At 67.7% G+C, this 24,594-nt stretch carries 28 protein-coding genes and 1 pseudogene; 11 read left to right on the top strand and 18 right to left on the bottom strand.

The window, feature by feature from the left end; translation table 11 throughout:
- The coding region (locus tag AC5Y36_RS24300; protein WP_500043529.1) for an ABC transporter permease at nucleotides 1-2,178 on the top strand (2,178 nt) is incomplete at its 5' end.
- A gap of 83 nt (nucleotides 2,179-2,261) precedes the next feature.
- Here the strand turns inward: AC5Y36_RS24300 and AC5Y36_RS24295 are convergent.
- The 4 genes from AC5Y36_RS24295 to AC5Y36_RS24280 form a co-directional block, all read right to left on the bottom strand.
- A complete protein-coding gene (locus AC5Y36_RS24295) occupies nucleotides 2,262-2,747 on the bottom strand; it encodes a hypothetical protein (RefSeq protein WP_500043528.1) in 486 nt (161 codons plus the stop codon).
- 235 nt (nucleotides 2,748-2,982) lie between these two features.
- The gene (locus tag AC5Y36_RS24290; protein WP_500043527.1) at nucleotides 2,983-3,609 is read right to left on the bottom strand and encodes a class I SAM-dependent methyltransferase; all 627 of its coding nucleotides are present in this window, start codon (nucleotides 3,607-3,609) and stop codon (nucleotides 2,983-2,985) included.
- Nucleotides 3,606-4,175 carry a DUF4389 domain-containing protein gene (locus AC5Y36_RS24285; protein WP_500043531.1) on the bottom strand — a complete coding sequence of 190 codons (570 nt, stop codon included), beginning with the start codon at nucleotides 4,173-4,175 and terminating at the stop codon, nucleotides 3,606-3,608. Before AC5Y36_RS24285 ends, AC5Y36_RS24290 begins: the two co-directional genes overlap by 4 nt.
- A gap of 20 nt (nucleotides 4,176-4,195) precedes the next feature.
- Nucleotides 4,196-5,404, bottom strand: coding sequence for an FAD-dependent oxidoreductase (locus AC5Y36_RS24280; protein WP_500043526.1), 1,209 nt, complete (start codon nucleotides 5,402-5,404; stop codon nucleotides 4,196-4,198).
- Nucleotides 5,405-5,492: 88 nt separating this feature from the next.
- Here AC5Y36_RS24280 and AC5Y36_RS24275 point away from each other — a divergent pair, with 88 nt between their 5' ends.
- Both AC5Y36_RS24275 and AC5Y36_RS24270 read left to right on the top strand, forming a co-directional pair.
- The gene (locus AC5Y36_RS24275) at nucleotides 5,493-5,999 is read left to right on the top strand and encodes a MarR family transcriptional regulator (RefSeq protein WP_500043525.1); all 507 of its coding nucleotides are present in this window, start codon (nucleotides 5,493-5,495) and stop codon (nucleotides 5,997-5,999) included.
- A gap of 157 nt (nucleotides 6,000-6,156) precedes the next feature.
- The gene (locus AC5Y36_RS24270; protein WP_500043524.1) at nucleotides 6,157-6,582 is read left to right on the top strand and encodes a DUF6632 domain-containing protein; all 426 of its coding nucleotides are present in this window, start codon (nucleotides 6,157-6,159) and stop codon (nucleotides 6,580-6,582) included.
- Here the strand turns inward: AC5Y36_RS24270 and AC5Y36_RS24265 are convergent.
- The 14 genes and pseudogenes from AC5Y36_RS24265 to AC5Y36_RS24200 form a co-directional block, all read right to left on the bottom strand.
- Nucleotides 6,579-7,547, bottom strand: a pseudogene (locus AC5Y36_RS24265) (sigma-70 family RNA polymerase sigma factor); the annotation flags it as partial. The gene AC5Y36_RS24270 and the pseudogene AC5Y36_RS24265 overlap by 4 nt on opposite strands.
- An 89-nt stretch (nucleotides 7,548-7,636) precedes the next feature.
- Entirely contained in the window at nucleotides 7,637-8,512 is an 876-nt protein-coding gene (mmsB, locus tag AC5Y36_RS24260) for a 3-hydroxyisobutyrate dehydrogenase (RefSeq protein WP_500043523.1), read from the bottom strand.
- Nucleotides 8,513-8,523: 11 nt separating this feature from the next.
- Nucleotides 8,524-9,690 (bottom strand): acyl-CoA dehydrogenase family protein, encoded by a 1,167-nt coding sequence (locus AC5Y36_RS24255; protein WP_500043522.1) that lies wholly within the window; start codon nucleotides 9,688-9,690, stop codon nucleotides 8,524-8,526.
- A 7-nt stretch (nucleotides 9,691-9,697) separates the two neighbouring features.
- Nucleotides 9,698-11,218 carry a CoA-acylating methylmalonate-semialdehyde dehydrogenase gene (locus tag AC5Y36_RS24250; protein WP_500043521.1) on the bottom strand — a complete coding sequence of 507 codons (1,521 nt, stop codon included), beginning with the start codon at nucleotides 11,216-11,218 and terminating at the stop codon, nucleotides 9,698-9,700.
- Between the two features lie 162 nt (nucleotides 11,219-11,380).
- Nucleotides 11,381-11,848, bottom strand: coding sequence for a hypothetical protein (locus AC5Y36_RS24245; protein ID WP_500043520.1), 468 nt, complete (start codon nucleotides 11,846-11,848; stop codon nucleotides 11,381-11,383).
- A gap of 141 nt (nucleotides 11,849-11,989) precedes the next feature.
- A complete protein-coding gene (locus AC5Y36_RS24240) occupies nucleotides 11,990-13,006 on the bottom strand; it encodes an NAD(P)/FAD-dependent oxidoreductase (RefSeq protein ID WP_500043519.1) in 1,017 nt (338 codons plus the stop codon).
- Nucleotides 13,003-13,503 (bottom strand): isoprenylcysteine carboxyl methyltransferase family protein, encoded by a 501-nt coding sequence (locus AC5Y36_RS24235; protein WP_500043518.1) that lies wholly within the window; start codon nucleotides 13,501-13,503, stop codon nucleotides 13,003-13,005. Before AC5Y36_RS24235 ends, AC5Y36_RS24240 begins: the two co-directional genes overlap by 4 nt.
- Before the next feature lie 2 nt (nucleotides 13,504-13,505).
- Nucleotides 13,506-14,528: a type III polyketide synthase gene (locus AC5Y36_RS24230; RefSeq protein ID WP_500043517.1), complete on the bottom strand. Its 1,023-nt coding sequence runs from the start codon at nucleotides 14,526-14,528 to the stop codon at nucleotides 13,506-13,508.
- 187 nt (nucleotides 14,529-14,715) lie between these two features.
- Nucleotides 14,716-15,096 (bottom strand): hypothetical protein, encoded by a 381-nt coding sequence (locus AC5Y36_RS24225; RefSeq protein WP_500043516.1) that lies wholly within the window; start codon nucleotides 15,094-15,096, stop codon nucleotides 14,716-14,718.
- 82 nt (nucleotides 15,097-15,178) lie between these two features.
- On the bottom strand, nucleotides 15,179-15,775 hold the full coding sequence (gene rfbC / locus AC5Y36_RS24220; protein ID WP_500043515.1) for a dTDP-4-dehydrorhamnose 3,5-epimerase: 597 nt from the start codon (nucleotides 15,773-15,775) through the stop codon (nucleotides 15,179-15,181).
- Nucleotide 15,776: 1 nt separating this feature from the next.
- Complete coding sequence (gene rfbB / locus AC5Y36_RS24215) at nucleotides 15,777-16,772, bottom strand: dTDP-glucose 4,6-dehydratase (protein ID WP_500043514.1); 996 nt, start codon at nucleotides 16,770-16,772, stop codon at nucleotides 15,777-15,779.
- A gap of 3 nt (nucleotides 16,773-16,775) precedes the next feature.
- Entirely contained in the window at nucleotides 16,776-17,627 is an 852-nt protein-coding gene (locus AC5Y36_RS24210) for an LLM class F420-dependent oxidoreductase (protein WP_500043513.1), read from the bottom strand.
- 37 nt (nucleotides 17,628-17,664) lie between these two features.
- Complete coding sequence (locus tag AC5Y36_RS24205; RefSeq protein ID WP_500043512.1) at nucleotides 17,665-19,158, bottom strand: flotillin family protein; 1,494 nt, start codon at nucleotides 19,156-19,158, stop codon at nucleotides 17,665-17,667.
- A 12-nt stretch (nucleotides 19,159-19,170) separates the two neighbouring features.
- On the bottom strand, nucleotides 19,171-19,665 hold the full coding sequence (locus AC5Y36_RS24200) for a hypothetical protein (protein WP_500043511.1): 495 nt from the start codon (nucleotides 19,663-19,665) through the stop codon (nucleotides 19,171-19,173).
- A 278-nt stretch (nucleotides 19,666-19,943) separates the two neighbouring features.
- Here AC5Y36_RS24200 and infA point away from each other — a divergent pair, with 278 nt between their 5' ends.
- From infA to truA, 8 genes are all read left to right on the top strand, one after another.
- The gene (infA, locus tag AC5Y36_RS24195; RefSeq protein ID WP_003418601.1) at nucleotides 19,944-20,165 is read left to right on the top strand and encodes a translation initiation factor IF-1; all 222 of its coding nucleotides are present in this window, start codon (nucleotides 19,944-19,946) and stop codon (nucleotides 20,163-20,165) included.
- A 58-nt stretch (nucleotides 20,166-20,223) separates the two neighbouring features.
- On the top strand, nucleotides 20,224-20,337 hold the full coding sequence (gene rpmJ / locus AC5Y36_RS24190) for a 50S ribosomal protein L36 (protein ID WP_003879483.1): 114 nt from the start codon (nucleotides 20,224-20,226) through the stop codon (nucleotides 20,335-20,337).
- A gap of 184 nt (nucleotides 20,338-20,521) precedes the next feature.
- Nucleotides 20,522-20,896 (top strand): 30S ribosomal protein S13, encoded by a 375-nt coding sequence (rpsM, locus tag AC5Y36_RS24185; RefSeq protein WP_500043510.1) that lies wholly within the window; start codon nucleotides 20,522-20,524, stop codon nucleotides 20,894-20,896.
- Between the two features lie 6 nt (nucleotides 20,897-20,902).
- Nucleotides 20,903-21,325: a 30S ribosomal protein S11 gene (rpsK, locus tag AC5Y36_RS24180; RefSeq protein ID WP_500043509.1), complete on the top strand. Its 423-nt coding sequence runs from the start codon at nucleotides 20,903-20,905 to the stop codon at nucleotides 21,323-21,325.
- Nucleotides 21,326-21,349: 24 nt separating this feature from the next.
- The gene (rpsD, locus tag AC5Y36_RS24175; protein WP_500043508.1) at nucleotides 21,350-21,955 is read left to right on the top strand and encodes a 30S ribosomal protein S4; all 606 of its coding nucleotides are present in this window, start codon (nucleotides 21,350-21,352) and stop codon (nucleotides 21,953-21,955) included.
- Between the two features lie 77 nt (nucleotides 21,956-22,032).
- Nucleotides 22,033-23,076, top strand: coding sequence for a DNA-directed RNA polymerase subunit alpha (locus AC5Y36_RS24170; protein ID WP_500043507.1), 1,044 nt, complete (start codon nucleotides 22,033-22,035; stop codon nucleotides 23,074-23,076).
- Between the two features lie 59 nt (nucleotides 23,077-23,135).
- Entirely contained in the window at nucleotides 23,136-23,699 is a 564-nt protein-coding gene (gene rplQ, locus AC5Y36_RS24165) for a 50S ribosomal protein L17 (protein WP_500043506.1), read from the top strand.
- Nucleotides 23,647-24,555: a tRNA pseudouridine(38-40) synthase TruA gene (truA, locus tag AC5Y36_RS24160; protein WP_500043530.1), complete on the top strand. Its 909-nt coding sequence runs from the start codon at nucleotides 23,647-23,649 to the stop codon at nucleotides 24,553-24,555. The genes rplQ and truA overlap by 53 nt, the downstream gene beginning before the upstream one ends.
- The last annotated feature ends 39 nt before the right edge of the window (nucleotides 24,556-24,594 follow it).

The raw sequence follows: 24,594 nt of genomic DNA, 5'->3' as shown, positions 1-24,594 counted from the left end.
ACGCCGGCGGGACGCGTCCTGCTGCTGGGTGCAGACACCAGCAGCGCAGCCCTGCAGGGCGCACTGAAGGAGGCCTTCGATGCCAGCGAGCCGGCGCCGCCGCGGGAACCCAACACCGTTCAGGTCGGGCCCGGTGCCGGCTACACGGCCGGTGACACGTTCGCGTTGGGGTCGCACGTGGTCACCGTCGGGTCGGTGCTTGCGGGGCGATCACTCGCGCAGCTCAACGGCGGACACTACATTCTGGCCTCGCTTCCGCTGGCGCAGAACCTCACCGGCCGGCCCGGCAAGCTGGACTCGATCCTTCTCACCGTCAAGCCGGGTGCGGATCTGGGCGCCGTGCGCGCGGCGGTCACCACCGCCGTCGGCGGCCGCGCCATCGTCGCCGACCCGGGTCTGCGCGCCGCTCGCGCCGGTGACGGAGTGAAGCTGATGAACGCCATGGCCCTCACGGGTGCGGCGGTGGCCCTGGTGGTGGGGGCGTTCTTGATCTACACCACGATGACCATGGCGATCACCGCCCGCCGGCCGGTCATCGCCATCCTGCGGGCGATCGGTGGCCGGCGCGGCGCGATCGTGACCGACATGCTGGCCGAGGCGTCGGTCCTCGGACTGATCGGCGGGGCCATCGGGTCCGGCCTCGGAATCGCTGCGGGCCGTATCGCCATCGGCCGATTACCGCCGGCGGTCACCCAAGGCCTGGAAGCCCGGGTTGAATACTGGTTGCCCGGCTACGCGATTCCGAGTGCGCTCGCCGCGACGGTGGTCGCCAGCGTCGTTGCCTCGGGTATGGCCGCGCGGCAGGTGTACAAGGTTTCGCCCATCGAGGCGCTGGCACCCGTCGGCGTCTCCCGAGCCGACCGGGTGCCTGGCTGGCTGCGGATCGCCAGTAATGCGTGCGCTGTCGGCGCGCTCGCGGCGGCGATCGTGATCGTTGCGGATCACGCCAGTTTCGCTTTTGCCGCACTGGTGGCGGTGTTCGGCGCCGAGATCGCGGCCGGATTCGCGCTGACCGAGCCGATCGTCACAGCTGCCGCCGGGGCGGCGCGAATGTTCGGATCCGTTGTGGCTGCGGCGACAATCACCCGGTCGCCGCGGCGGGTGTGGGCCACGGTGATGACCGTGCTCATCGCCGTGGTGACCACGATCGTGGTCGTGGGCACCAGCCGCGACATGATCTCCTCGGCGCGCGCCATCTTCGTCCCGGTCGCCGACGTCGACGCGTGGGTGAGCGCTGACGCCCCCGACAGCTACCCGACCGCTGCGCTGCCGGGTGGGCTGGCCGCGAAAGTGGCCGCGGTGCCCGGTGTCTCACGTGTCACCGAGGGCGCCTTCGGGTTCGCGGTGGTCGGCGGGTCCCGGGTGATGCTCGACGGCTTCGCCGCCGGAAGCGCCGACCCGTTCTATCGCGCGCTGGACGAGCCCCTACGTGCTGCGGTACTGGCCGGTCAGGGCGTGGTGCTGTCACGCAACCTCGGCGCGGCATTGGGCATTCGCGTCGGGGAGCAACTGCACATGCAAACGCCGCGCGGCGCGCGGCAGGCAACGGTGCTGGCGCTGGTGCCCTACTTCTCGACGGTCATCGGCACCATCGGCATCAGCCTGGATCGGATGCGGACCTGGTTCGACCGTCCCGACGCGACGATCTTGCAGGTTACCGCGGCGCCCGGCACGGATCGGTCGCGTCTGCTGTCCGATGTCCGGCGGGCGGCGCCCGCGTCGAGCTACGTCTACGACGGTTCGGCGGCGTTGGCCGGTCTGGAAGCGCCGCTGCACCAGAGCATGTTCATCGCCAACGCGGTCTGGTGCATCGCGGTGCTGGTCGCCGCCGTCGCGCTGCTCAACACGCTGACCCTCTCGGTGCTGGAACGGCGGCGCGAAATCGGCGTGCTGCGGGCGATCGGGGCCAGCCGACGCTTCACCGTGCGGATGGTGCTGGCCGAGGCGGCCGGTATCGGCGTCGTCGGTGGTGTGTGCGGGCTGGTGTTCGGCATGGCCGACCAGTGGCTGTACAGCCTGGTCAGCGCCGACGTCATGAATTTCGACGTCGTGTTCCAGCCCAGCCCGACCGCGGTGGTCTGCACCCTTGGCGCGGTGGCGATCTGCCTGCTCGGTGCGGTGCCGCCCGCGCGACGGGCGGTGCGCCTGAACATCATCGAGGCGGTCAGCGTCGAATAGCGCCTGCGCTGATCCCGGCCGCGAGAGGCACTTTGACGACGCAACCCCCGCGTGTCGCGTCGTCAAAGTCCCCCTGGCATGCGTCAGAAGCCGAGTTGCACCAGGAAGGTAAACAAGTCGGCGAAGGGGTCCGGGAACGGAAGGGTGAACGTGCTGTCGAGGAATGGGAAAACGGAGCTTTCGAAGGTGTTTACCGTCGCTCCGGCCAACCCTATGCTTGCGTCGCCCAACCCCAAGCTCCCCTCGGGGTCAGCTCCGGACGTCAAAATATCGGTGAACAGCGGACTTTGGATGGCGAACGCCACGAAATCATCATCGGGGTCGGCGGCGGAGGTGAGGGTGAACAAGCCGAAATCGTGAACATTGCTTATGAAGTCGGGATCAGCGACGCTGGTCATGGAATCCGGTCCCAATGCCGCGAGGTCCGGAGGGGCAGTATTCACCAGGGCGTCCTGCGCCGCCGCGATCCCGGTGAGCAGGTCAAGGTCGTTGGTCTGACTCATCAGGACGGTGTCGACCAGTGCGGCACCGCCGTCCGTGCCGGCGTGTGCGACGGCAGCGGTGTCCATCGGGCCCAGACCTGCGGCCACAACGGCGGCACTGGTGCCGACGGCCAGTGAAATGCGCCGACCACTCATGGGAGACTCCAATCTTCGAACCGATCGATGTGGGCGTCCCACAGCCGCGCAACCCGCCCCGATCTGCTGAAGTTCCATCTGTGCGTTGCCCTGCTCATGACACGATCGCCGGGCCCGGCAAAAGCTGAACTGGAAATGAACATATGGTTAACAGATGTGTCTGCGGCTAGCCTCCGGCGATGGTGGCGACGCCCTGCAGATGCGGTGTACACGGCGGCGGCACCAGGGTTCGCCCGACGGCACGTAACCCGCTGATATCGAAACCAGCCGCGGCGATGGCCTCGACGGTTCGGCGATTCGGGTGACAGCCAGACGCCAACCAGGCCCACGGTCCGGCGATCATGTCCTGGAACCGGCCCATCGCGCCGGTACCTCGGACATGTTCCAGGACGATCAGACGGCCGCCGGGGACCAGCACTCGCCGGATCTCGGCGAGCGTAGCGGCCACATCGTCGACCGAGCACAACACCAGACCGACGTGCACCGACTCGAAGCTGTTGTCCGGGAAGGGGATCGCTTCGCCAGCGCCATCGACGATATCGACGGCGATCCGGCGATGCCGGGCCAGGGCACAGGCCATCCTCCGCATCGCCGGCTCCGGTTCCACCGCGGCGACCGACGTCACCGTGGGCGGCAGGAACTTCAGATCGGTGCCGGGCCCGACGCCGACGAGCAGTAGGCGACCGGTCGCATTGCTCATCGCCGCGCGGCGATACCGGTGATAGAACAGCCGGTCGAAGAGCGGCATACCGAGGCGATACACGTACGGGAACAGCGGATTGCGGCGTCTCATTGGTTGCCGAGATCCATTCGGAACGGCGGGTATTCGTCACTCATCAGCGAGACATAGGCCGCGACCCGATAGCGCCAGCGGGTGATGCCCAGCAGCAGATCGCGCATGCCTGACGGAATGGTCCCGGTGCTCAACAGCGCGACCGCCGCGATAACGCAGAGCACCTGTAGCAGCGGTTCCATCGCCCAGCACATGAGGATCTGCGGGAGTCCCAGCAGCCACCACTTCACCAGGACGGCCCCGTTGTCGAGCCGTTCCGGATAATCGATTTCCAGATCGGCGGGATAGTCGGGCCGAGAGGCCAATGTGAACGGGGGGAACTTGTCGGTGCTGTTCATCGGAAACCGGTAATTCATCACCCGCCACGACCAGCGCAGCACACCGACGTTGAAGTCGAAGATGCGGCGCGGATACCGCCCGGTGACCAGGATGGCGGCACCGGCGACGACGGTCATCAGCGGATACACCAGGTACAGCCCGATCAGTATGGGGTAGTGCGGGACAGCCAGCACACACCACTTGACCAGCCACAGCCAGCGGGAGGGCGCGTCGAAGTCGCTTCGCACCCGGACCGGATCGTCGCGGGTCATGTCCGTCGGCCAGACAGATCGGCCATCGTCGACGCGTGCTCGCGGCTGATCGCCGCGGACATCCTGCGGTGGCTGGTCGAACCCAAGAACCGCGACAGCGCCCAGGTGTGCACCCGGTCAGAGATCAGCGCGGCCGGTCTCAGGACCGACTCGCCGTGGGCCACCTGCAGCGACGCCACCCTCGAAACGGCGCGGACCTTGCGCCGTCGGGTCTTCTCATACCAGCGCAACGCGGTCGCCACATCGCCGTCGCGCGACAGCGCCTTGCGCAACACCATCGTGTCCAGCAGCGCCTGATTGGTGCCCTGTGCCAACGTCGGCGGCATCGTGTGGGCGGCATCGCCGAGCAGCGTCACCGCGCCGTGTCCCGGATGCGGAATCGGATGCCGAAAATGCGGGTATGGCGAGTCGGCCAGATCGTCGTCGGTGAGTGCGGCCAGCAGGCGATCGACCGCCCCCGACCATCCGGTGAAGGTGGTCCGCAGCACGGCGAGCGGCCTTGGCGGCCTGACGAAGTCGAACGACCAGGGCAGATCGAACCACCACTGCAGGGTGGCGTCCCCGGCCGGCCACAAGCCCACATTTCCGCGCTCGCCGATCACCACCAGCGCCACCGTGTGGTCGTCGAGGATGTCGGGGAACGCGGCCAGGCCCTGCCAGCTGCACCATCCGGTGGGCGCCGCCGGCTGCCCCCCGGCGAAGTTCCGAACGAGCGAGTGCAGGCCGTCGGCGCCGATCAGCAGATCGCCCTCGGCGCACGTGCCGTCCTCGAACGCGACCCGCACGCCGTCGCGGGTACCCCGCACCGCCGCGAGGCGGGCATTGCAGCGGATGCGGTCGGCGGGAAAGGGTTCCAGCAGCCGTTCCAGCAGGACTCGACGGGGCACCATGCGGACCGGTGCCCCCAGACGGTCCGCCATCGCGGCCACGTCGATCGTTGCCAGCGGGCGACCCGTCGACGTCACGACCCGCACGGTGGACAGCCGCTGACCGGCGCCGTCCATCTGTACGCCCAGTTGGGTGAGCACCGTCGCGCCGTTGGACCAGATGGTCACCGCGCCACCACCGGCCTGAAGGTGCGGCCGCTGCTCGAAGACAGCGACGTCATGCCCGTCGCGCAGAAGTCCCCGGGCCGCCGAGATACCACCCACGCCGGCGCCGGCCACCAGAATCCGCAGGGGCCGATTGACCGGCGTGTTCGACACCACACCTGGTTCACGACGGGCGAGGCGCTGGAGTTCACCGGTACCTGAGGCCCGGCCACGGGCGCGGCGAAAAGTGATAAGAAAGGGCGTGGCCGCTCCACAACCCGACAACCGTGACCCGATCGCCGCCGCGCGAACCAACTGGGAACGCGCCGGCTGGGGTGAGGTCGCCGACGGCATGGTTGCGGTGACCTCGGTGATGCGGGCTCACCAGATTCTGTTGGCCCGGGTAGAGGCCGCGCTGCGGCCCTATGACCTGAGCTTCTCCCGTTTCGAGCTGCTGCGGCTGCTGGCGTTCAGCCGCACCGGCGCACTGCCGATCACCAAGGCCTCCGACCGGCTGCAGGTGCACGTCACCAGCGTCACCCATGCGATCAGACGGCTGGAGGCCAACGGCCTGGTGCAACGCCTGCCGCACCCCACCGACGGGCGCACCACGCTGGTGCAGATCACCGAACTGGGCAGATCCACCGTCGAAGATGCCACCGCCACGCTCAACGAGCAGGTATTCGCCGACATCGGGATGTCGCCGCGGGAGTCTCGGACGCTGACGTCATCGATCGAGACGCTGCGCCGCCACGCCGGCGACTTCTGAGGTCTCCGGTCGGCGCGAGGGTGCACAGAATGCCAGGCTTTTAGCCTTTTCACCGTACATCTGCGCACGCTCGCGGCGGGGCAGCCGCGCCCGGCCGATGAATCTTCGCCTCGAGATGCATCTAATCCAGTACCCGCATTTCGAAGGAGAAGAACCGGTGGACGCAGCAACCAAAGACAAGCTATTGCGCATGATTCTGGTGGTGTGGGGGGTGGGATCGATCCTGATCTTCGGCACCATCTTCATCGGCTACGCGACCCAGTGGCCGGCATTCCGCGAAGGTGCGGGGATGCACTGGCTGGTCTGGGACGATCTGCCCGGACATGTCGCACTGATGCTGTCCGCGATCTATCTGACCTGGGCGGCTTACATTCTGGTCGCCGCACGCCGCCCCGCGGGGTACGCGTCGTTCCTGGACTTCACCATGTGGGTGAATCTGGTGCACGGCCTGGTGATGATTCCCGGCGCGTTCGAGCATCAGTATCACAGCAAGCTGGTCACCGACATTCCGTGGATTCTGTTGCTGAGCGCCGCGATATATCTGCTGCGGCCTGCGGCGGATCGATCCGAAGCGGTCGGCTAACCCGCAACGCGCAACGTTGGCGGCAAGCCGAAGGTACTGAACAGTCTCGGGTTGAGAAAGACGGTGATGGCGCGAATTCGGCCGCCGGCGGCCGAGAGCACGTGGATGGCGTGCGCCTGAACCACGGCGTCGGCGTCGCCGCGGTAAACGGCAACCGCGGGTTGCCCGTTCGCGGCGGTGCGGATCATCCGCACGCTGCCGGTCAACGCCCGCGCGGCGAGGAAACGGATGACGGCATCGCGACCGGTGAACCACACCGAGAACGGTGGCATCTCAAGTTTCACATCGGCCTGCAGCAGCTGCGTAAGGGCGGTGACGTCGCCTTCTTCGAATGCGGCGCAATAGCGTTCGACGAGATTGAGTTGCTCGGCGTCGTTCGGGTCGGCGACTTCGTCATCGCTGGGAGCCGACTGTGCGAGATGTGCCCGGGCCCGCTGTAAGGCGCTGTTGACGGCCGCCGGGGTCGTTTCGAGAAGCGCGGCGACCTCCGCCGCGCTGAATTGCACGACGTCGCGAAGTATCAACACCGCGCGTTGGCGCGGCGGCAGGTGTTGTAGGGCGGCTATCACCGCGAGCCGAATGCTTTCCTTGGCGATCACCGCCGATTCGGGGGTCAGCGCGTCCGGAAGCGGCTCGAGCCAGTCGTGGCCGTGCCCGCTGGAGTTGAGTTCGACGTCGGGATCGACCGAGCCGGCACCCAACCCTGCCGGTAATACGCGGCGCGCCCGGCTTTGAAGGACCCGCAGGCATGCGGTGGTGGCGATGCGGTACAGCCACGTCCGGATTGCGGCCCGCTCCTCGAACGCGTGATAACCGCGCCAGCCCCGCAGATAGGTCTCCTGGACGAGGTCCTCGGCGTCGTGCACCGAACCGAGCATGCGATAACAGTGTGCGATCAGCTCGGCGCGGTACGGTGCCGCGCGTTCGATGAAATCCGCTTGGACGGCCATGGTGGTACTCCTCGGTGAATGACTCTCGTGAGTACAGACACCGCGGGCGGTCGAATCTCATCGCTGCCGAGAGCGCGGCGGGCACAACCGCCGGACCTGGCGGGTCAGCTGCCGCGCAGCAACTCGATGACCGCGCTGAAATCCTTACCGGCGTGTTCGGCGGCGAAGCCACGATAGATCTCGGCGGCGTGGCTGCCCAGCGGTGCCGCCGAGCCGGTTGAGGCCACCGCATCCATCGCCAGACCCAGGTCCTTGTTCATCAGCGCGGTGGCGAACCCCGGGGTGAAGTCGCGGTTGGCCGGGGAGGTGGGCACCGGGCCGGGCACCGGGCAGTTGGTGTGCACTGCCCAGCAGTTGCCGGTGGCGCCGGTGATCACGTCGAACAGCGACTGCGCGGCCAATCCCAGCTTGTCGGCCAGCACGAACGCTTCGCCGATGGCGATCTGCTGCACCGCCAGCACCATGTTGTTGCAGATCTTGGCGGCCTGACCGGTGCCGGCGGCACCGCAGTGAATGATCTTGCCGGCCATGGGTTCCAGCACCGGGCGGGCCTGCTCGAAAGCCGCCGGTTCGCCGCCGACCATGAACGCCAGGGTGCCGGCGGCCGCACCCGGCACGCCGCCGGACACCGGGGCGTCGACCTGGGCGAAACCGTGCTGGCCCGCCAACGCGTGGATCTCCCGGGCGTCGTCGACAGAGATGGTGGAGCTGTCGATGAACAGGGTGCCCGGCGCGGCGGCCGGCAGGATCTCGGCGTAGCAGGCCTTGACGATCCCGCCGTTGGGCAACATGGTGATCACCGCGTCGGCCTGCGCGACCGCGGCGGCGGCACTGTCGAACACCGTGGCGCCGTGGTCGGCGGCGGCGGCCGCGGCGGCGGGAACCGGGTCGTAGCCGCGCACAGCGTGGCCGCCGGCGATCAGGTTGGCCGACATCGGCCCGCCCATGTGGCCCAGCCCCAGAAACGCGATAGTCGACACGTGCTGCCTTCCTAGCCGGTGGCGCGGATCCGGGCGGCCTCGGCCCGGCCGATCACCACCCGCATGATCTCGTTGGTGCCCTCCAGAATCCGATGCACCCGCAGGTCCCGGACGATCTTCTCCAGACCATACTCGCGCAGATAGCCGTAGCCGCCGTGCAACTGCAGCGCCTTGTCGGCCACCTCGAAACACGCGTCGGTCACGTAGCGTTTGGCCATCGCGCACAGCTCGACCTTGTCGTCGTCGTCGGTGTCGAGCGCGGACGCCGCCCGCCACAACATCAGTCGCGACGTTTCCAGCGCGGTGGCCATGTCGGCCAGCGCGAAGCGGATGGTGGGCTCGTCGAGCAGGGCGGCGCCGAACGCCTCCCGGTCGGCCAGGTACGCGACCGTTTTGTCGTACGCGGCCTGCGCGCCGCCCAACGAGCAGGCCGCGATGTTGAGCCGGCCGCCGTTGAGGCCCTTCATCGCGATGGAAAAGCCGGTGCCCTCGCCGTCGGGGCCGCCCAGCATGGCGTCGGCCGGTATCCGCACCCCGTCGAAGATCACCTGGGCGGTCGGCTGCGACCGCCAGCCCATCTTCTGCTCGTCGGCGCCGAAACTCACTCCGGGAGTGTCTTTCTCGACGATGAACGTGGAGATGCCGCGAGGCCCGTCGGCGCCGGTGCGGGCCATCACCACGTACACATCCGACACGCCGGCCCCGGAGATGAACTGCTTGACGCCGTCGAGCACGTAGTGGTCGCCGTCGCGGACCGCGCGGGTGCTCAGCGCGGCGGCGTCGGATCCGGCGCCGGGCTCAGTCAGGCAGTAGCTGGCGATCAACTCCATCGACGCCAGCCGCGGCAGCCACGACTTGCGCTGCTCTTCGGTGCCGAACGAGTCGATCATCCACGCGCACATATTGTGAATCGACAGGTAGGCCGCCGTGGTCGGATCCCCGACGGCGAGTTGCTCGAAGATCCGCACCCCGTCCAGGCGGCGCAGACCGCTGCCGCCGACGTCCTCGCGGCAGTAGATCGCCGCCATGCCCAGGCCGGCCGCCTCCCGCAGCACGTCGGTCGGGAAGTGGTCGGTGGCGTCCCACTCCAACGCGTATGGGGCCAGGCGCTTGTCGGCGAATGCGGCGGCGGTCTCGGTGATCACCCGCTCGTCGTCGTCCATGTTGAAGAATCGCATGGCAGCCCTATTCCATTGTGGGGATGTGGAATTCGGCACCGTCCTTGATGCCGGACGGCCAGCGCTGGGTGACGGTCTTGACTTTGGTGTAGAACTGGATCGACGCCGGACCGTGCTGGTTGAGATCGCCGAAGCCGGACCGCTTCCAGCCGCCGAAGGTGTGGTAGGCCACCGGCACCGGGATCGGCACGTTGACACCCACCATGCCGACCTGAACCCGGGCGGTGAAGTCGCGGGCGGTGTCGCCGTCGCGGGTGAAGATCGCCACCCCGTTGCCGTACTCGTGCTCGGAAGGCAGCCGCAGTGCCTCTTCATAATCGTGGGCCCTGACGATGCAGAGCACCGGCCCGAAGATCTCGTCGGTGTAGATCGACATGTCGGGGGTGACGTGGTCGAACAGGGTGGGGCCGATGAAGTAGCCGCCCTCCAGGCTGTCGTCCCCGAAGGACAATTCGTCGCTGCCGCGGTCGCGCCCGTCGACCACCAGTTCGGCGCCAGCGTCCACACCTTGGCCGATGTAGTCCTTCACGCGGGCCAGCGCGGCCTCGGTGACCAGCGGCCCGTAGTCGGCCTTGGGGTCCAGGCTGTGCCCGACCCGCAGCCCGTTGACCCGTTCGACCAGCCGGGCGCGCAGCCGGTCGGCGGTCTGCTCGCCGACCGGCACCGCCACCGAGATCGCCATGCAGCGTTCCCCGGCGCTGCCGTAGCCGGCGCCGATCAGCGCGTCGACGGCCTGGTCCAGGTCGGCGTCGGGCATCACGATCATGTGGTTCTTGGCGCCGCCGAAGCACTGCGCCCGCTTGCCGTTGGCGGCCGCGCCGGCGTAGATGTACTGCGCGATGTCGGAGCTGCCGACGAAGCCGACCGCCTGAATGTCGGGGTGGTGCAGGATGGCGTCGACGGCTTCCTTGTCGCCGTGCACCACCTGGAACACCCCCGGCGGCAGCCCGGCCTCCAGGAACAGTTCGGCCAGCCGCACCGGCACCGACGGGTCACGTTCGGACGGCTTGAGGATGAAGGCGTTGCCGCAGGCCAGCGCCGGGCCGGCCTTCCACAGCGGGATCATCGCCGGGAAGTTGAACGGGGTGATACCGGCGACCACACCCAGCGGCTGGCGCAGCGAGTACACGTCGATGCCCGGGCCGGCCGATTCGGTGTAGTCGCCCTTGAGCAGATGCGGGATGCCGACCGCGAACTCGATGACCTCGATGCCGCGCTGGATGTCGCCGCGGGCATCGCCCAACGTCTTGCCGTGTTCCAGCGACAGCAGCTCGGCCAACTCGTCCATGTGCTGGTTGACCAGGTCGATGAACCGCATCATCACCCGGGCACGCCGCTGCGGATTGGTGGCGGCCCAGCCCTTTTGGGCTTCGGCGGCCGAGGCCACCGCGGCGTCGATGTCGGCCTGGTTGGCCATCGGCACGGTCGCCTGCACCTGTCCGGTACTGGGGTTGAGCACCTCGGCGGTGCGAGTCGCGCGGCCGACAGTGCGCTTGCCGTCGATGAAGTGTGCAATCTGTTTGGTCATGGCTATCCCGTGAGGTTCGCGTGCGGAGGGCAACACCCAGAATACTTGCATATCCTAGTAAATCCGGGTGCCGATCCGCAACCATCCGCCCGACCGCGGCGGGGCGGCCGCAACCCTCGCGGGATCAGCGAATGATCGGCGGCGTGCGCCGCCGGCCTTGGCTTAGAAGCCGAAGGGGAGCAGCGCAACCCACAAATCGGTGAGCGGGTCGGTGAACGGAATGGTGAACGCGCTGTCGAGGGCGGGGTCCATCGAGTCGTGGAATGTGTTGACCGTGACGTCGACGGTCCCGGCAGTCACATCGGCGGGCAACCCGAGTCCCGGATCGGCCGCGGCAAGGCTGTCGGAAGGATCGATCCCCGAGGTCAACACGTCGGTGATGCCCAGCGACGGAATCTGGAAGACCATCGCATCGAAATGCTCATCGGGATCGGCGAATCCCTGATCGGTGAAGAAGCCGAAATTCTGCAGCGGCCCGCTCATGAAGTCGGCGTCGGCCACACCGGGGGTGATGGGAATGCCGTCCTGGTCGTCTGCGTGGGCGGCGGCTGCGACCGCCAACGGAATCAATCCCGCCGCCAGGAAAGCGCCGGCGGCCGTGCCGAAAAGCGTGCAACGCCGATCAGTCATGGGGGACTCCAATCCTTGAAAAACTAGTGATGACGGGAACACGATCCGCTGGTTAACGAACGGCCAACGAGATATGGACCACCGATGGATGAAAGGCAAACAATTCGTTTACTGGGGGGGCGGGGTCCGCTGAGACTGGAATCAATGTGCCAGTGCATGCACGGCACCCCGAAACACGTTGGGCAGCAACGCGCATGCGGGAACAACGGTCCGCCGGGTGGCCTGCGGTGTGCTGGCCAGCACCAGAGCCCGGGTGAGCAGGCGATAGTTGCGGGTGATCGTCCGCCAGGCCCGCTCGTAGGACGCCGGGTTGTCATCGGCGATGGCGGCGACGGCCGCATCAGCCTGTTTGAGCGCCAGGCTGATGCCTTCGCCGGTCAGGGCGTCCTCGTATCCGGCCGCGTCGCCAACCAGCAGCACTCGACCTTGGACACGGTGTGACACAAGTTGGCGGAGCGGGCCGCAGCCGCGCGGACGGCCGGATTCGGCGCCGCGCAGTCGGTTGGCCAGCTGCGGAAACCATTCCAGTTGGGGTCGGCGCCGCGCCAGGATCGCCACCCCCACCAGATCGGGTTCCACCGGGGTGACATACGCCTCACCCCACCGTGACCAGTGCACTTCAACGAATTCCGACCAGGCCGGCACGGCGTAGTGCCGGCGCACCCCGTAGCGTCGCGGAGCCCCGGCGGCGGCAGGGATTTCAGCGGCGCGGCGCACCGTCGAGTGCAGCCCGTCGGCTCCGACCAGCCATCTCGCACGGATACCACCGGCAACCACGCCATGAGCGTCCTGGCTGATGTCGTTGATTCGCCGCGACAGGCGGTAGACGTCTTCGTCGTCGGCGCGCCGGGCCAGCGCCGCATGCAGCGTGGTGCGTCGTACCCCACGGCCGGGCCCGTCGCGAAAGGGAGCTTCGGCGCGGCGATGCCCGTTGAGGTAGGCGATACCGCGGAGCGGCATGCCCGCCGGGTTCACGTTGAGGACGGTCAGCTCAGCCAGTCCGCCCGGCATCAACCCTTCTCCACAGGCTTTGTCGATCGGACCTTGCCGCGGGTCCGCCACGATCACCGAAAGTCCTTGCCGGCGCGCGTGGAGCGCGGTTGCCAGGCCGGCCGGGCCGGCGCCGACGATCAGTAGGTCGGTGTCGTAGCCGCTCACCGGTAGCCCAGCGCCGCGTTCTCCACCCGAATACGGGTGCGTAGCACCAGCGCGTTGGCGATGGCGAAACCGACCGCGGTCAGCCACGCGGTATGCACCAGCGGCAGTGCCAGCCCTTCAGCCACCACGGCGACGTAGTTCGGGTGATGCAGCCACCGGTACGGGCCGCTGCGGATCAGCGGAGCGTCCCGCATCACGATCACCCGGGTGTTCCAGCGCCGCCCCAGCGTGGCCACGCACCACCAGCGCAGCGCCTGGCTCGCCACGACCACGGCCAGCATCGGCCAGCCCAACACGGGCAGGAACGGCCGGTGCAGGGCCCACACCTCGACCACGCAACCCACCAGCAGGCCGGTGTGCACGGCGACCATCGCCGGGTAGTGATCCTCACCGAATTCTCTGCCGCCGTGGGTAAAAGACCACTGAGCGTTCCGGTTCGAGGCGGCCAGCTCCACGAGTCGCTCAACGGCGACAGCCAGGATCAACAGGGTGTACACGACTACCAGCCGAGCAGGACGAGTTCGGAGCAGAACGCGGGGCCCATCGCGATCATCAGACCGAACGAGCCCGGCGGCGGCGGATCGGCCATGGTCGCGCGCAGCACGTCGAGCACCGACACCGATGACAGGTTGCCGTTGTCGCGAAGCGAATCGCGGGTGTGGGCCAGGGCTGCAGCGGGTAGATCCAGCCCGTTCTCGACCGCGTCGATCACCTTCGGGCCGCCGGGGTGGCAGACCCAGGTCGTGATGTCGTCGGTGGTCAACCCGTAATCAGCGAGGAAATTGCGGACGTCTTCGGCCAGATACTTCTCGGCCACGGTGGCGACCTCGACCGACAAGATGATGCGGAAGCCGCTGCTGCCGATATGCCAGCCCATCACATCCTCGGTGTCGGGATAGATGCGGCTGCGGGTGGCCAACACCTTCGGCCCGGTGGCGGCACGACCGGCACCGACGGAGATGACGGCGGCAGCGCCATCGCCAAACAGACTGGCGGCCAACAGGTTAGCCACCGAATGGTCGTCGCGCTGGATGGTCAGCGAGCACAATTCGACGGCGAGCAACGCGGCGATCTGATCCGGATAGGCACGCAGGTAGTCGTTCATGCGGGCCACCCCGGCCGCGCCGGCAACACAACCCAGGCCGAACATCGGGACACGTTTGACATCGGGACGCAGGCCGATGCGCGTGGCCAGCCGCGCCTCCAGCGTGGGCACGGCCAGCCCGGTCACCGTTGTCGAGAAGACGATGTCTACCTCGGCCGGTTTCAGGTTGGCCTTGTCCAGGGCGGACAGCAGCGCCTGCTCACCCAGGTCGAGAGCGACATCGAGGAAGACGTCGTTGGCCTCGGTGAAGCCGCTGAGATCGCGGTACTGCGACAGCGGCAGTGCGGTGGCGCGGGACTGAACGCCGCTGCTGGCGGCGAAACGCCGAAACTCGTCACCGGCGATATCGGCTAGGCACGATACCGCCTCGTCCTGGCGGCAGCGGTTCGGCGGGAACGCGACCGTCGCGGCGGCCACGGACGGGGTGTCCGGGCCGGAGACGGCAGGCGCGGCTGGACGTGTTCTGGGAGTTATGTTTTCCACGTAGGGATCTACGGGTCAGTGGCGTAGTCGGTTCACCCGACGCGCATTTGAACCATCGGGTGCCGGCCCGCGTATTCATAGGCAGGGGGATTGAGTTCACGCTGGTCTGTCGCCGCGCCGGTTACCTTTCGAATGGACCGGGCAGGCGGCCGAGTGGGCCATTGCCTCTGCGGATCTCGCAGACCTTCCAGCCGTCGTGGTCCTCGGTGAGGAAAGAGATGTCCAGGTCGGTGATGTCGGCGTAGTAGCCGGTCACCGTGTGGCGCCCGGTGGGGGTCGTGGTGGTGGTGAAGTGGTCGGGCGCGGGGTCGTAGCTGCGGCGGAACTCGTCGCGGACCTCAGTGTCGGTGTGGGCGGTCAATGCGTCGGCGAGGGGGCCGCACGCGTTGTCGCGCAGGGCGGCGGCATCACCAGCCTGTGCGGCGGCGATATGTGCGCGGACGGCCTGCTCCCCGCTGCGCGGTCCGCTAGCTCCCCCTCCGCAGGCCGCGACCAGATTCAATACCGCGGCTGCTGCTGAGATCGACGTCCAGATTGACGTATGGCCCCGAAAAGCGGCCGTTTTGCAAATTTTGGCGTCGATCTCAGTCAAGCCCTTCGATAAACGTGCGGGATTCCTCCCAGCTGGGCAACACCCCGGATGCCTGCACCTCTGCGAGTGTGGGTGCCACGGCATCGCGTTCGGACACCAGCAGCGGATGATCGCTCGGCCAGTCGATGGCCAGGGCCGGATCGGTGGCGCAGATGGTGTGCTCGCGCTGCGGGTCGTATTCGGCCGAACACAGGTACATCACCGTCGAATCATCCTGCAGGGCAACGAAACCGTGAGCCAGGCCTTCGGAAAGGTATACCGAGCGACGGCTGCGGCCATCGAGCTGCACGGCATCCCAGCGACCGAAGGTGGGGGAGCCGACGCGGATGTCCACCACCACGTCGAACACCGAACCGGACACGCAGGTCACGTATTTGGCCTGACTCGGCGGCAACTGCGCGAAGTGCAGACCGCGCAGCACGCCGGCCGAGGACACCGAACAGTTGGCCTGCCGGACCTGGAACCGGTGCCCGGCGAACGCGGTGAACTCCCGGTCGCTGAACCATTCGAAGAACAGACCGCGGGCGTCGGGGTAGACGTCCGGGATGATCTCCCAGGCGCCAGGGACGGCCAGTTCGCGTGCACCCATGTCACTGCCCCCGCTGTTGGTAGCGCGCCTCGACGGCGTCCTTCAGTGGCCCCCACCAGGACTCGTTGGCGCGATACCACTCGATGGTCGAGCGCAGGCCGGCCTCGAGGTCGGTGTGCTGGGGTGTCCAGCCCAGTTCGGTGCGCAGCACCGACGGGTCGATCCCGTACCGCAGATCATGCCCGGCACGGTCGGTGACGTGATCGAAATCGTCGGGTGCGCGGCCCATCAGCGTCAGAATGGTCTGCAACACCGACAGATTGTCGCGTTCGCCGTCGGCGCCGATCAGATAGGTGCGGCCGGGCCGGCCGGCGTCCAGGATCCGCCAGACCGCGGTGTTGTGGTCATCGACGTGGATCCAGTCGCGCACGTTGGCGCCGCCGCCGTACAGCTTGGGCCGGCGTCCGGTCAGCACATTGGTGATCTGCCGCGGGATGAACTTCTCCACATGCTGGTACGGGCCGTAGTTGTTGGAGCAGTTCGAGATCGTCGCCGCCACCCCGTAGGACCGCACCCATGCGCGCACCAGCAGGTCGGCGGCTGCCTTCGTCGACGAGTACGGGCTGGACGGGTTGTACGGGGTGGACTCGGTGAAGCGGCCCGGGTCGTCGAGTTCCAGATCCCCGTACACCTCGTCGGTGGAGACGTGATGCAGCCGAACCCGGTGCGCACGTACCGCTTCCAGCACCGTGAACGTGCCGACCACGTTGGACCGCAGGAACGGCTCAGGGTCGGCGAGGGCGTTGTCGACATGGGTTTCGGCGGCGAAATGCACCACCGCATCGCACTCGCCGACCAGCGTCGACACCAGTGCGGCATCGGTGATGTCGCCCTGCACCAACCGGATTCGGTCGGCAACCGGTGCTAGCGACTCGCGGCTGCCGGCGTAGGTGAGCCCGTCGAGCACCGTCACCGCCACCTCGGGACGGTCGCGCACGGCGCGGTGCACGAAGTTCGCACCGATGAAGCCGGCGCCCCCGGTGACCAGAAGCCGCATCGGCTAGTCCGTCAGCCCCAGCGGCCCCGCCAATGCGGTCAGTGTCGGCAGCAGCTTGTCGCGGCCGCCCAGTACTTGAATGGTCACGTGGTCGGCCCCGGCGTCCAGATGGTCGACCAGGCGGGCGGCGATCGCCTCGGCGGTGCCGTGCGCGACCACCGCGTCGATCAGCCGGTCACTGCCGGGCGGTGTGACGTCGCGCTCGGTGAACCCCAACCGCTTCCAGTTGTTCACATAGTTCGACAGGCCCAGGTAGAAGCCGACGGCATCGCGTCCGGCGGCGCGCGCCTCGGCGGCGTCGGTGGTCAACACCACCTTGTGCTCGGGCGCCAACAGCACCGAATTGCCGACCAGTTCACGGGCGGTGCCGGTGTGTTCGGGCGTGGTCAGATACGGGTGGGCACCCGCGCTGCGCTGTGCCGACAGGGTCAGCACCTTGGGGCCCAGCGCCGCGAGGACCCGGCGACTGGTCGGCACCCCGGCTTCGTCGAGTGCGTCGAGGTACTCGACCAGCGCCGTATACGGAGCGCGGTAGCCCTCGGAATGCTCCCGGTGCCCGACACCGATGCCCAGCACAAACCGGCCGGGATGGGCTTGCTCGATGCGGTGGTAGGACTCGGCGACTTCCTGCGCCGGCGCAGACCAGATGTTGACGATGCCGGTCGCCACCTGCAGGGTCGACGTCGCCGCCAGTATCGGCTCAACGAAGGCCAGGTCGGCGGCCGGTGAGCCGCCCACCCATGCTGTGCCGTACCCCAGCTTTTCGATCTCGGCCGCCTGCTCGGGCGGTATCGGGCCCATCGTCCAGACGCCGAACCGGCCCAGGTCAGGTTTGAGCGCGATCGAGTTGGTCATAGTGCTCCTCAGCTACGCGGGTGCTGACACCAGTGTGTCAGGGCTCGTCGGGTGAGGGCTCCCGGTTCAGCATCGCGGCGACGTCGATGCCGGACGCCTTCAGTGTCTCGAGCACCTTGGCAATACCCAGCGGGCTGATGCCGAGCAGGCCACCGATCGCATCGCGGGCGTCGCCGGACCCGCCGATGATCGAAAGCCGTTCGATGTCGGACAGCGGCGCGGCCGCGGCCTGGGTCGCCTGCACGACCGACGACAGCACGTCGGGCAGCATCAGCATCCGGGCCGCTTCGGCGCTGTAGTTGTTGAGCGCATCGGCGATCTGCTTTTTACCCTCGGCCTCGGCAAGCAGCTTGGCCTTGGTGCCGTCGGCCTCAGCGATCAGCCTGGCCTTGGTGCCGTCGGCCTCAGCGACCAGGCTCGCCTTGGCGCCGTCGGCCTCGGCCTGGCGTTCGACGCGCAGCGCGTCGGCGGCGGCCTTGCGTGCATCGGCTTGGGCCTCACCGGCTTGCCGCGCCGCTTCGGCCTGGGCCTGAGCGGCCAGAATCGCGGCCTGGCGCTGCCCCTCGGCGCGGGCGATGTCGGCTTGCCGCTGCGCTTCGGCCGGTGCGATCACATCAGCCTGCAGCGCGGCCTGCGCCTGTTCGCTGCGCCGCTGCTCCACCTCGATGCGGGCCTGAACCCGGGCGGCCTCGGCCTGTTCGACGGCGATGCCGACGTCCTTTTCGGCGCGGGCGTGCGCCAGCGGACCGGCCTGGTCGGCCTGGGCGTTCTCGGCCTCGGTCTGGGCCCGCAGCCGGGCCAATTCGACGTCCCGCTTCTGGTTGGCGGTGGCGATCGCGGTGTCGGCCTCAGCCTGGGCCACCGCGCCCTGCTGGCGGGCCTTGGCGGACTGGATCTGGGCGTCGCGCTCGGCTTCGGCGGTGCCGACGGCGGCGTCCCGCTTGACCTCGGCGATGCGGCGCTGACCCAGAGATTCCAGGTAGCCGTTTCGGTCGGAGATGCCGGCGATCTTGAGGACGTCGACCTCCATACCGATGCGCGCCAGGTCGGTGCCGGCTTCCTCGACCACGCTGCGGGCCAGGGAGTCGCGGTTGGAGTTGAGGTCCTCGACGGTCATGGTCGCGGTGATCCCACGCAGGCTGCCGGCCAGGATGTCGTTGATCTGGTGCTGCAGGTCGTCGAGGTTGGAGGTCAGGAAGCGCTGCACGGCGGTCTGGACCGCTTCGTCGGCTGAGCCGATCCGAACCAGGCCGACGGCCTCCACGTTGACCGGCACCCCGTTGTTGGACAGCGCGTTCTGCAGGTTGATGCTGACGTTGAACGGCTCCAGGCTCATGATGTCGACCCGCTCGATCCCCGGCATCCGGAACCGGGCACCGCCGCGCACCACCTTGGGCTGACCGCGACCGGTGAACACCGCCACCTCGTTGGGTGGCACCTTGATGTAGTTCTTCACATAGATCGTCGGTAGCCCGACCAGCAGCAGCAGGGCTGCCACCGCGGCGACGACGACAATGGTGACCAGCGTCATGACGAGTGCCTTTCAGTGCTCGGGTACGGCGACGACGTGGACGTAGTCGGCGTCGACATCGGCGATGTACACCCGGGTGGATTTGGTCAGGGTCTCCGGTTCGCTGCTGATGGCCCGGGACCGGACCCGGTTGCCGTCCGGATCGACGAAGGCGACCTCGCCCCAGCCGTCGGCGGGAACATCGAGCGTGACGGTGCCGAGCAATCCGATGTAGGACGACCGGCCGCGGTGCGAGTTGGACTGCTGTTTACGCAGGTAGGGGAGCGCCACACCCTGCAAACCGGCGACCAGGGCGGCCCCGCTGAGCAAGGCGATCGCCCCGGCGCCGAGGCCGCCGAGCCCCGCCCAGGTGCTGACCAGACCACCGGTGCCCGCGCCCAGCAGGGCCGCCGAGACGGTGGTGAGGCTCAAGAACGGCATCCCGTCGTGGCCGAAGTCGGTGAGCAACAACGCGGAGAGCACCGCGACCGCGCCGACGGCAAACACCGCCAGGTACACAGCCGTCACGGGACTCCTTTCTGCCCAGCCCGATGTTGCGGCCGGGAAGGCCCGGCCCTGTCCGAGGGAGGTGAAACCTATCCTCGCATCCGGGGCCCTGGCCGCGATGCGGAATTTTGGCGCAGCGCGGCGATGCGGGTATCGTGGGGCAACGGTGCGGTATCCGCGCCGACTCTTGGTGTGCCCATCCCGGGATTCCACGGAATTTCTGTTACCGGCTCACGTTCTGCAGTCGGGGCGAATGCTGTGCAGCACTGAACTCAGACAGAAGAGGATCGCCGGAACGTATGGCCAAGAAAGACGGCGCCATCGAGGTCGAAGGCCGCGTGGTTGAACCCCTGCCCAATGCGATGTTCCGCATTGAGCTGGAGAACGGTCACAAGGTGCTCGCCCACATCAGCGGGAAGATGCGCCAGCACTACATCCGGATCCTGCCCGAGGACCGGGTCGTGGTGGAGCTTTCGCCCTACGACTTGTCCCGCGGCCGCATCGTGTACCGGTACAAGTAGCCGGCCCGCAGATTCACTCGTCAGACCAACCAGCGATCAAGACAGGACCAGTACAGCCGTGAAGGTGAACCCGAGCGTCAAGCCGATCTGTGACAAGTGCAGGGTGATCCGCCGGCATGGGCGGGTCATGGTGATCTGCTCCGACCCGCGGCACAAGCAGCGCCAGGGCTAGCGACGAGCGCAAGCACCGAAGACCACAACTGAATGCAGACCTCCCAGTACCAGTGATCGGGCTGGCATCTTTAGAGATGGGCACGATCACACACGCCCGGCGCGGAGGCCGGGCCCCGGAGCAGTAGGCCGGGAACGGGCTGGGACCAATACCTCCGTTACGAAGATGAAAGGGGCATGCCCCCATGGCACGACTTGTGGGCGTCGATCTCCCGCGTGACAAGCGGATGGAGATCGCGCTGACCTACATCTACGGCGTTGGCCGTACCCGTTCGCGGGAAATCCTTGCTGCCACCGGCATCGACAAGGATTTGCGCACCAAGGATCTCACCGATGACCAGGTGACCCACCTGCGCGACTACATCGAAGCGAATCTCAAGGTGGAGGGTGACCTGCGCCGCGAGGTGCAGGCCGACATCCGTCGCAAGATCGAAATCGGCTGCTACCAGGGTCTGCGGCACCGCCGCGGCCTGCCGGTGCGCGGCCAGCGGACCAAGACCAATGCGCGCACCCGCAAGGGGCCCAAGCGCACCATCGCCGGCAAGAAGAAGGCCAGGTAACCCCCTATGCCACCGAAGAAGGCAGCAGCCGGCCCCAAGAAGGGGCAGAAGACCCTCAAGACGCGGCGCCGGGAAAAGAAGAACATCCCGCTTGGTGCCGCGCACATCAAGAGCACCTTCAACAACACGATCGTCACGATCACCGACCCGCAGGGCAACGTCATCGCCTGGGCGTCGTCGGGCCACGTGGGCTTCAAGGGGTCGCGCAAGTCGACTCCGTTCGCCGCACAGCTGGCCGCCGAGAACGCCGCCCGCAAGGCCCAGGAGCACGGCGTCAAGAAGGTCGACGTGTTCGTGAAGGGTCCGGGTTCGGGCCGCGAGACCGCCATCCGGTCGCTGCAGGCCGCCGGTCTGGAGGTCGGCGCGATTTCCGACGTCACCCCCCAGCCGCACAACGGCTGCCGTCCGCCCAAGCGGCGTCGGGTCTAGTCGGGTTCGAGGAGGAGAAACAACATGGCTCGTTACACCGGACCCGCCACCCGCAAGTCGCGCCGCCTGGGCGTCGACCTGGTCGGTGGTGACCAGGCATTCGAAAAGCGTCCCTACCCGCCCGGCCAGCACGGTCGCGCGCGGATCAAGGAAAGCGAATACCGGCTGCAGCTGCAGGAGAAGCAGAAGGCCCGCTTCACCTACGGCGTGATGGAGAAGCAGTTCCGCCGCTACTACGAGGAAGCGGTGCGCCGCGAAGGCAAAACCGGCGATGAGCTGCTGCGCATCCTGGAAAGCCGCCTCGACAACGTCGTGTACCGGGCCGGCCTGGCTCGCACCCGCCGGATGGCCCGTCAGCTGGTCAGCCACGGTCACTTCACCGTCAACGGGGTGAAGGTGAACGTGCCCAGCTACCAGGTGGCGCAGTACGACATCATCGACGTCAAGGACAAGTCGATCAACACGCTGCCGTTCCAGATCTCGCGGGAGACCGCGGGGGATCGTCCGCTGCCGGGCTGGCTGCAGGTGGTCGGCGAACGGCAACGCATCCTGGTCCACCAGCTGCCCGAGCGGGCGCAGATCGACGTCCCGCTCACCGAGCAGCTGATCGTCGAGTTCTACTCGAAGTAGTAACCCTGTCCTGAGCCCGCCGGGCCCGGGACCCCAACGGCATCAAATAGCGGGTGCCGAGAAGGAGATAGAAAACAATGCTGATCTCTCAGCGACCCACCCTGTCCGAAGAGGTTTTGGCCGAGGACCGCTCCCAGTTCGTCATCGAGCCGTTGGAGCCCGGTTTCGGCTACACCCTGGGCAACTCGCTGCGGCGCACGCTGCTGTCGTCGATCCCGGGCGCGGCGGTCACCAGCATCCGCATCGACGGCGTGCTGCACGAGTTCACCACCGTGCCCGGCGTCAAGGAAGACGTCACCGACATCATCTTGAACCTCAAGAGCCTGGTGGTGTCCTCCGAGGAGGACGAGCCGGTCACCATGTACCTGCGCAAGCAGGGCCCGGGCGCGGTCACCGCGGGCGACATCGTGCCGCCGGCCGGTGTCACCGTGCACAACCCGGACATGCACATCGCCACCCTCAACGACAAGGGCAAGCTCGAGGTCGAGCTCGTCGTCGAGCGGGGCCGCGGCTACGTGCCGGCGGTGCAGAACAAGGCTTCCGGTGCTGAAATCGGCCGCATCCCGGTCGATTCCATCTACTCGCCGGTGCTCAAGGTGACCTACAAGGTGGAGGCCACCCGTGTCGAGCAGCGCACCGACTTCGACAAGCTGATCCTGGACGTGGAGACCAAGAACTCCATCAGCCCGCGGGACGCGCTGGCCTCGGCCGGTAAGACCCTGGTCGAATTGTTCGGCCTGGCCCGCGAACTCAACGTCGAAGCCGAGGGCATCGAGATCGGGCCGTCGCCGGCCGAGGCCGACCACATCGCCTCGTTCGCGCTGCCGATCGACGACCTGGACCTGACCGTGCGCTCCTACAACTGCCTCAAGCGTGAAGGTGTGCACACCGTCGGTGAGCTGGTCGCCCGCACCGAGTCCGACCTGCTCGACATCCGCAACTTCGGTCAGAAGTCCATCGACGAGGTGAAGGTCAAGCTGCACCAGCTGGGCCTGTCGCTCAAGGACAGCCCGGCCAGCTTCGACCCGTCGCAGGTCGCCGGCTACGACGTCGCGACCGGCACCTGGTCGGCTGACGGCGGCTACGACGACGCGGACTACGCCGAGACCGAGCAGCTGTAACAGAATTCCGTCCCGGCCCTACCTGATACGGGGGCCGGCCCCATTTAGGAGAAGTCGCAATGCCCAAGCCCACCAAGGGCCCTCGCCTCGGCGGGTCGTCCTCGCACCAGAAAGCGATCCTGGCGAACCTGGCCACGTCGTTGTTCGAGCACGGCCGGATCAAGACCACCGAGGCCAAGGCCCGGGCGTTGCGGCCGTACGCGGAGAAGCTGATCACCCACGCCAAGAAGGGCACGCTGCACAACCGGCGTGAGGTGCTGAAGAAGATCCGCGACAAGGACGTCGTGCACGCGCTGTTCGCCGAGATCGGGCCGCACTTCGCGGACCGCAACGGCGGCTACACCCGCATCATCAAGGTTGAGGCGCGCCGGGGCGACAACGCCCCGATGGCCGTCATCGAGCTGGTGCGGGAGAAGACGGTGACCTCCGAGGCCGAGAAGGCCCGGCGGGCAGCGGCCGCGCAGGCCAAGGCCAAGGCTGCCGAGGTTGAGGCCCCGGCCGAGGCTGAGGCAGTGGAAGTTGCCGAGGCTGCCGAAGCTGTCGAGACCGAGGCGCCGCAAGCCACTGAGGCTGCCGAGGCTCCCGAGGCCGCCGAGGACACCGACGGGGACGACAAGTCCTGACGTCGTGACCGTTCGGCTGCGGCTGGATATCGCTTACGACGGAACGGATTTCGCTGGCTGGGCCGTGCAGGCCGGCCAGCGAACCGTTTCCGGCGTGCTCGATGACGCCCTGTCGACGATCTTTCGCACCCGGGTCCGGCTGTTCGCGGCCGGGCGCACCGACACCGGGGTGCACGCCACCGGCCAGGTGGCCCACGTCGACATCCCGTCGGACGCGTTGAGCCACGCCCATCCCCGCAGCCGGCGACCCGGGGACCCGGAGTTCCTGCCGCTGCTGCGACGGCTGGGGAGGTTGCTGCCCTCGGATGTCCGGGTGCTGCACATCGTGCGCGCCGCCGCCGGATTTGATGCCCGGTTTTCGGCGCTGCGCCGCCACTACGTCTACCGGTTGTCGACCGCACCGTACGGGGTGGTGCCGCAAGAAGCGCGCTACATCACCGCCTGGCCGCGGGCGCTGGATACCGAGGCGATGAATCTGGCGTCGCGCAGCCTGCTGGGGCTACACGACTTCGCTGCATTCTGCCGACACCGCGAGGGCGCCACCACGATTCGCGATCTGCAGCGGCTGGATTGGGTACGCGGGGACGACCACCTGGTCACCGCGTATGTCACCGCCGACGCGTTCTGCTGGTCGATGGTCCGCTCGCTGGTGGGGGCGCTGCTGGCGGTCGGCGCCGGTCGCCGCCCCCCGGGCTGGTGCGCGGAACTGCTGGACGCGACGCGGCGCTCCAGTGACTTCGCCGCGGCGCCGGCGCGCGGTCTGACCCTGGTCGGCGTCGACTATCCGCCCGACGACGAGCTGGCGGCGCGGACCGTAATCACCCGTGATCTGCGCAGCGCGGACGAACTCTCTTAACCGGAGCTGCGGCTAGTGGTCCGAGCGTGTGTTCAGACT

The organism is Mycobacterium sp. NGS50 (assembly GCF_059812545.1).
The sequence above is the reverse complement of the archived record's forward strand: the minus strand, read 5'-3'. Positions and strand labels throughout refer to the sequence as shown.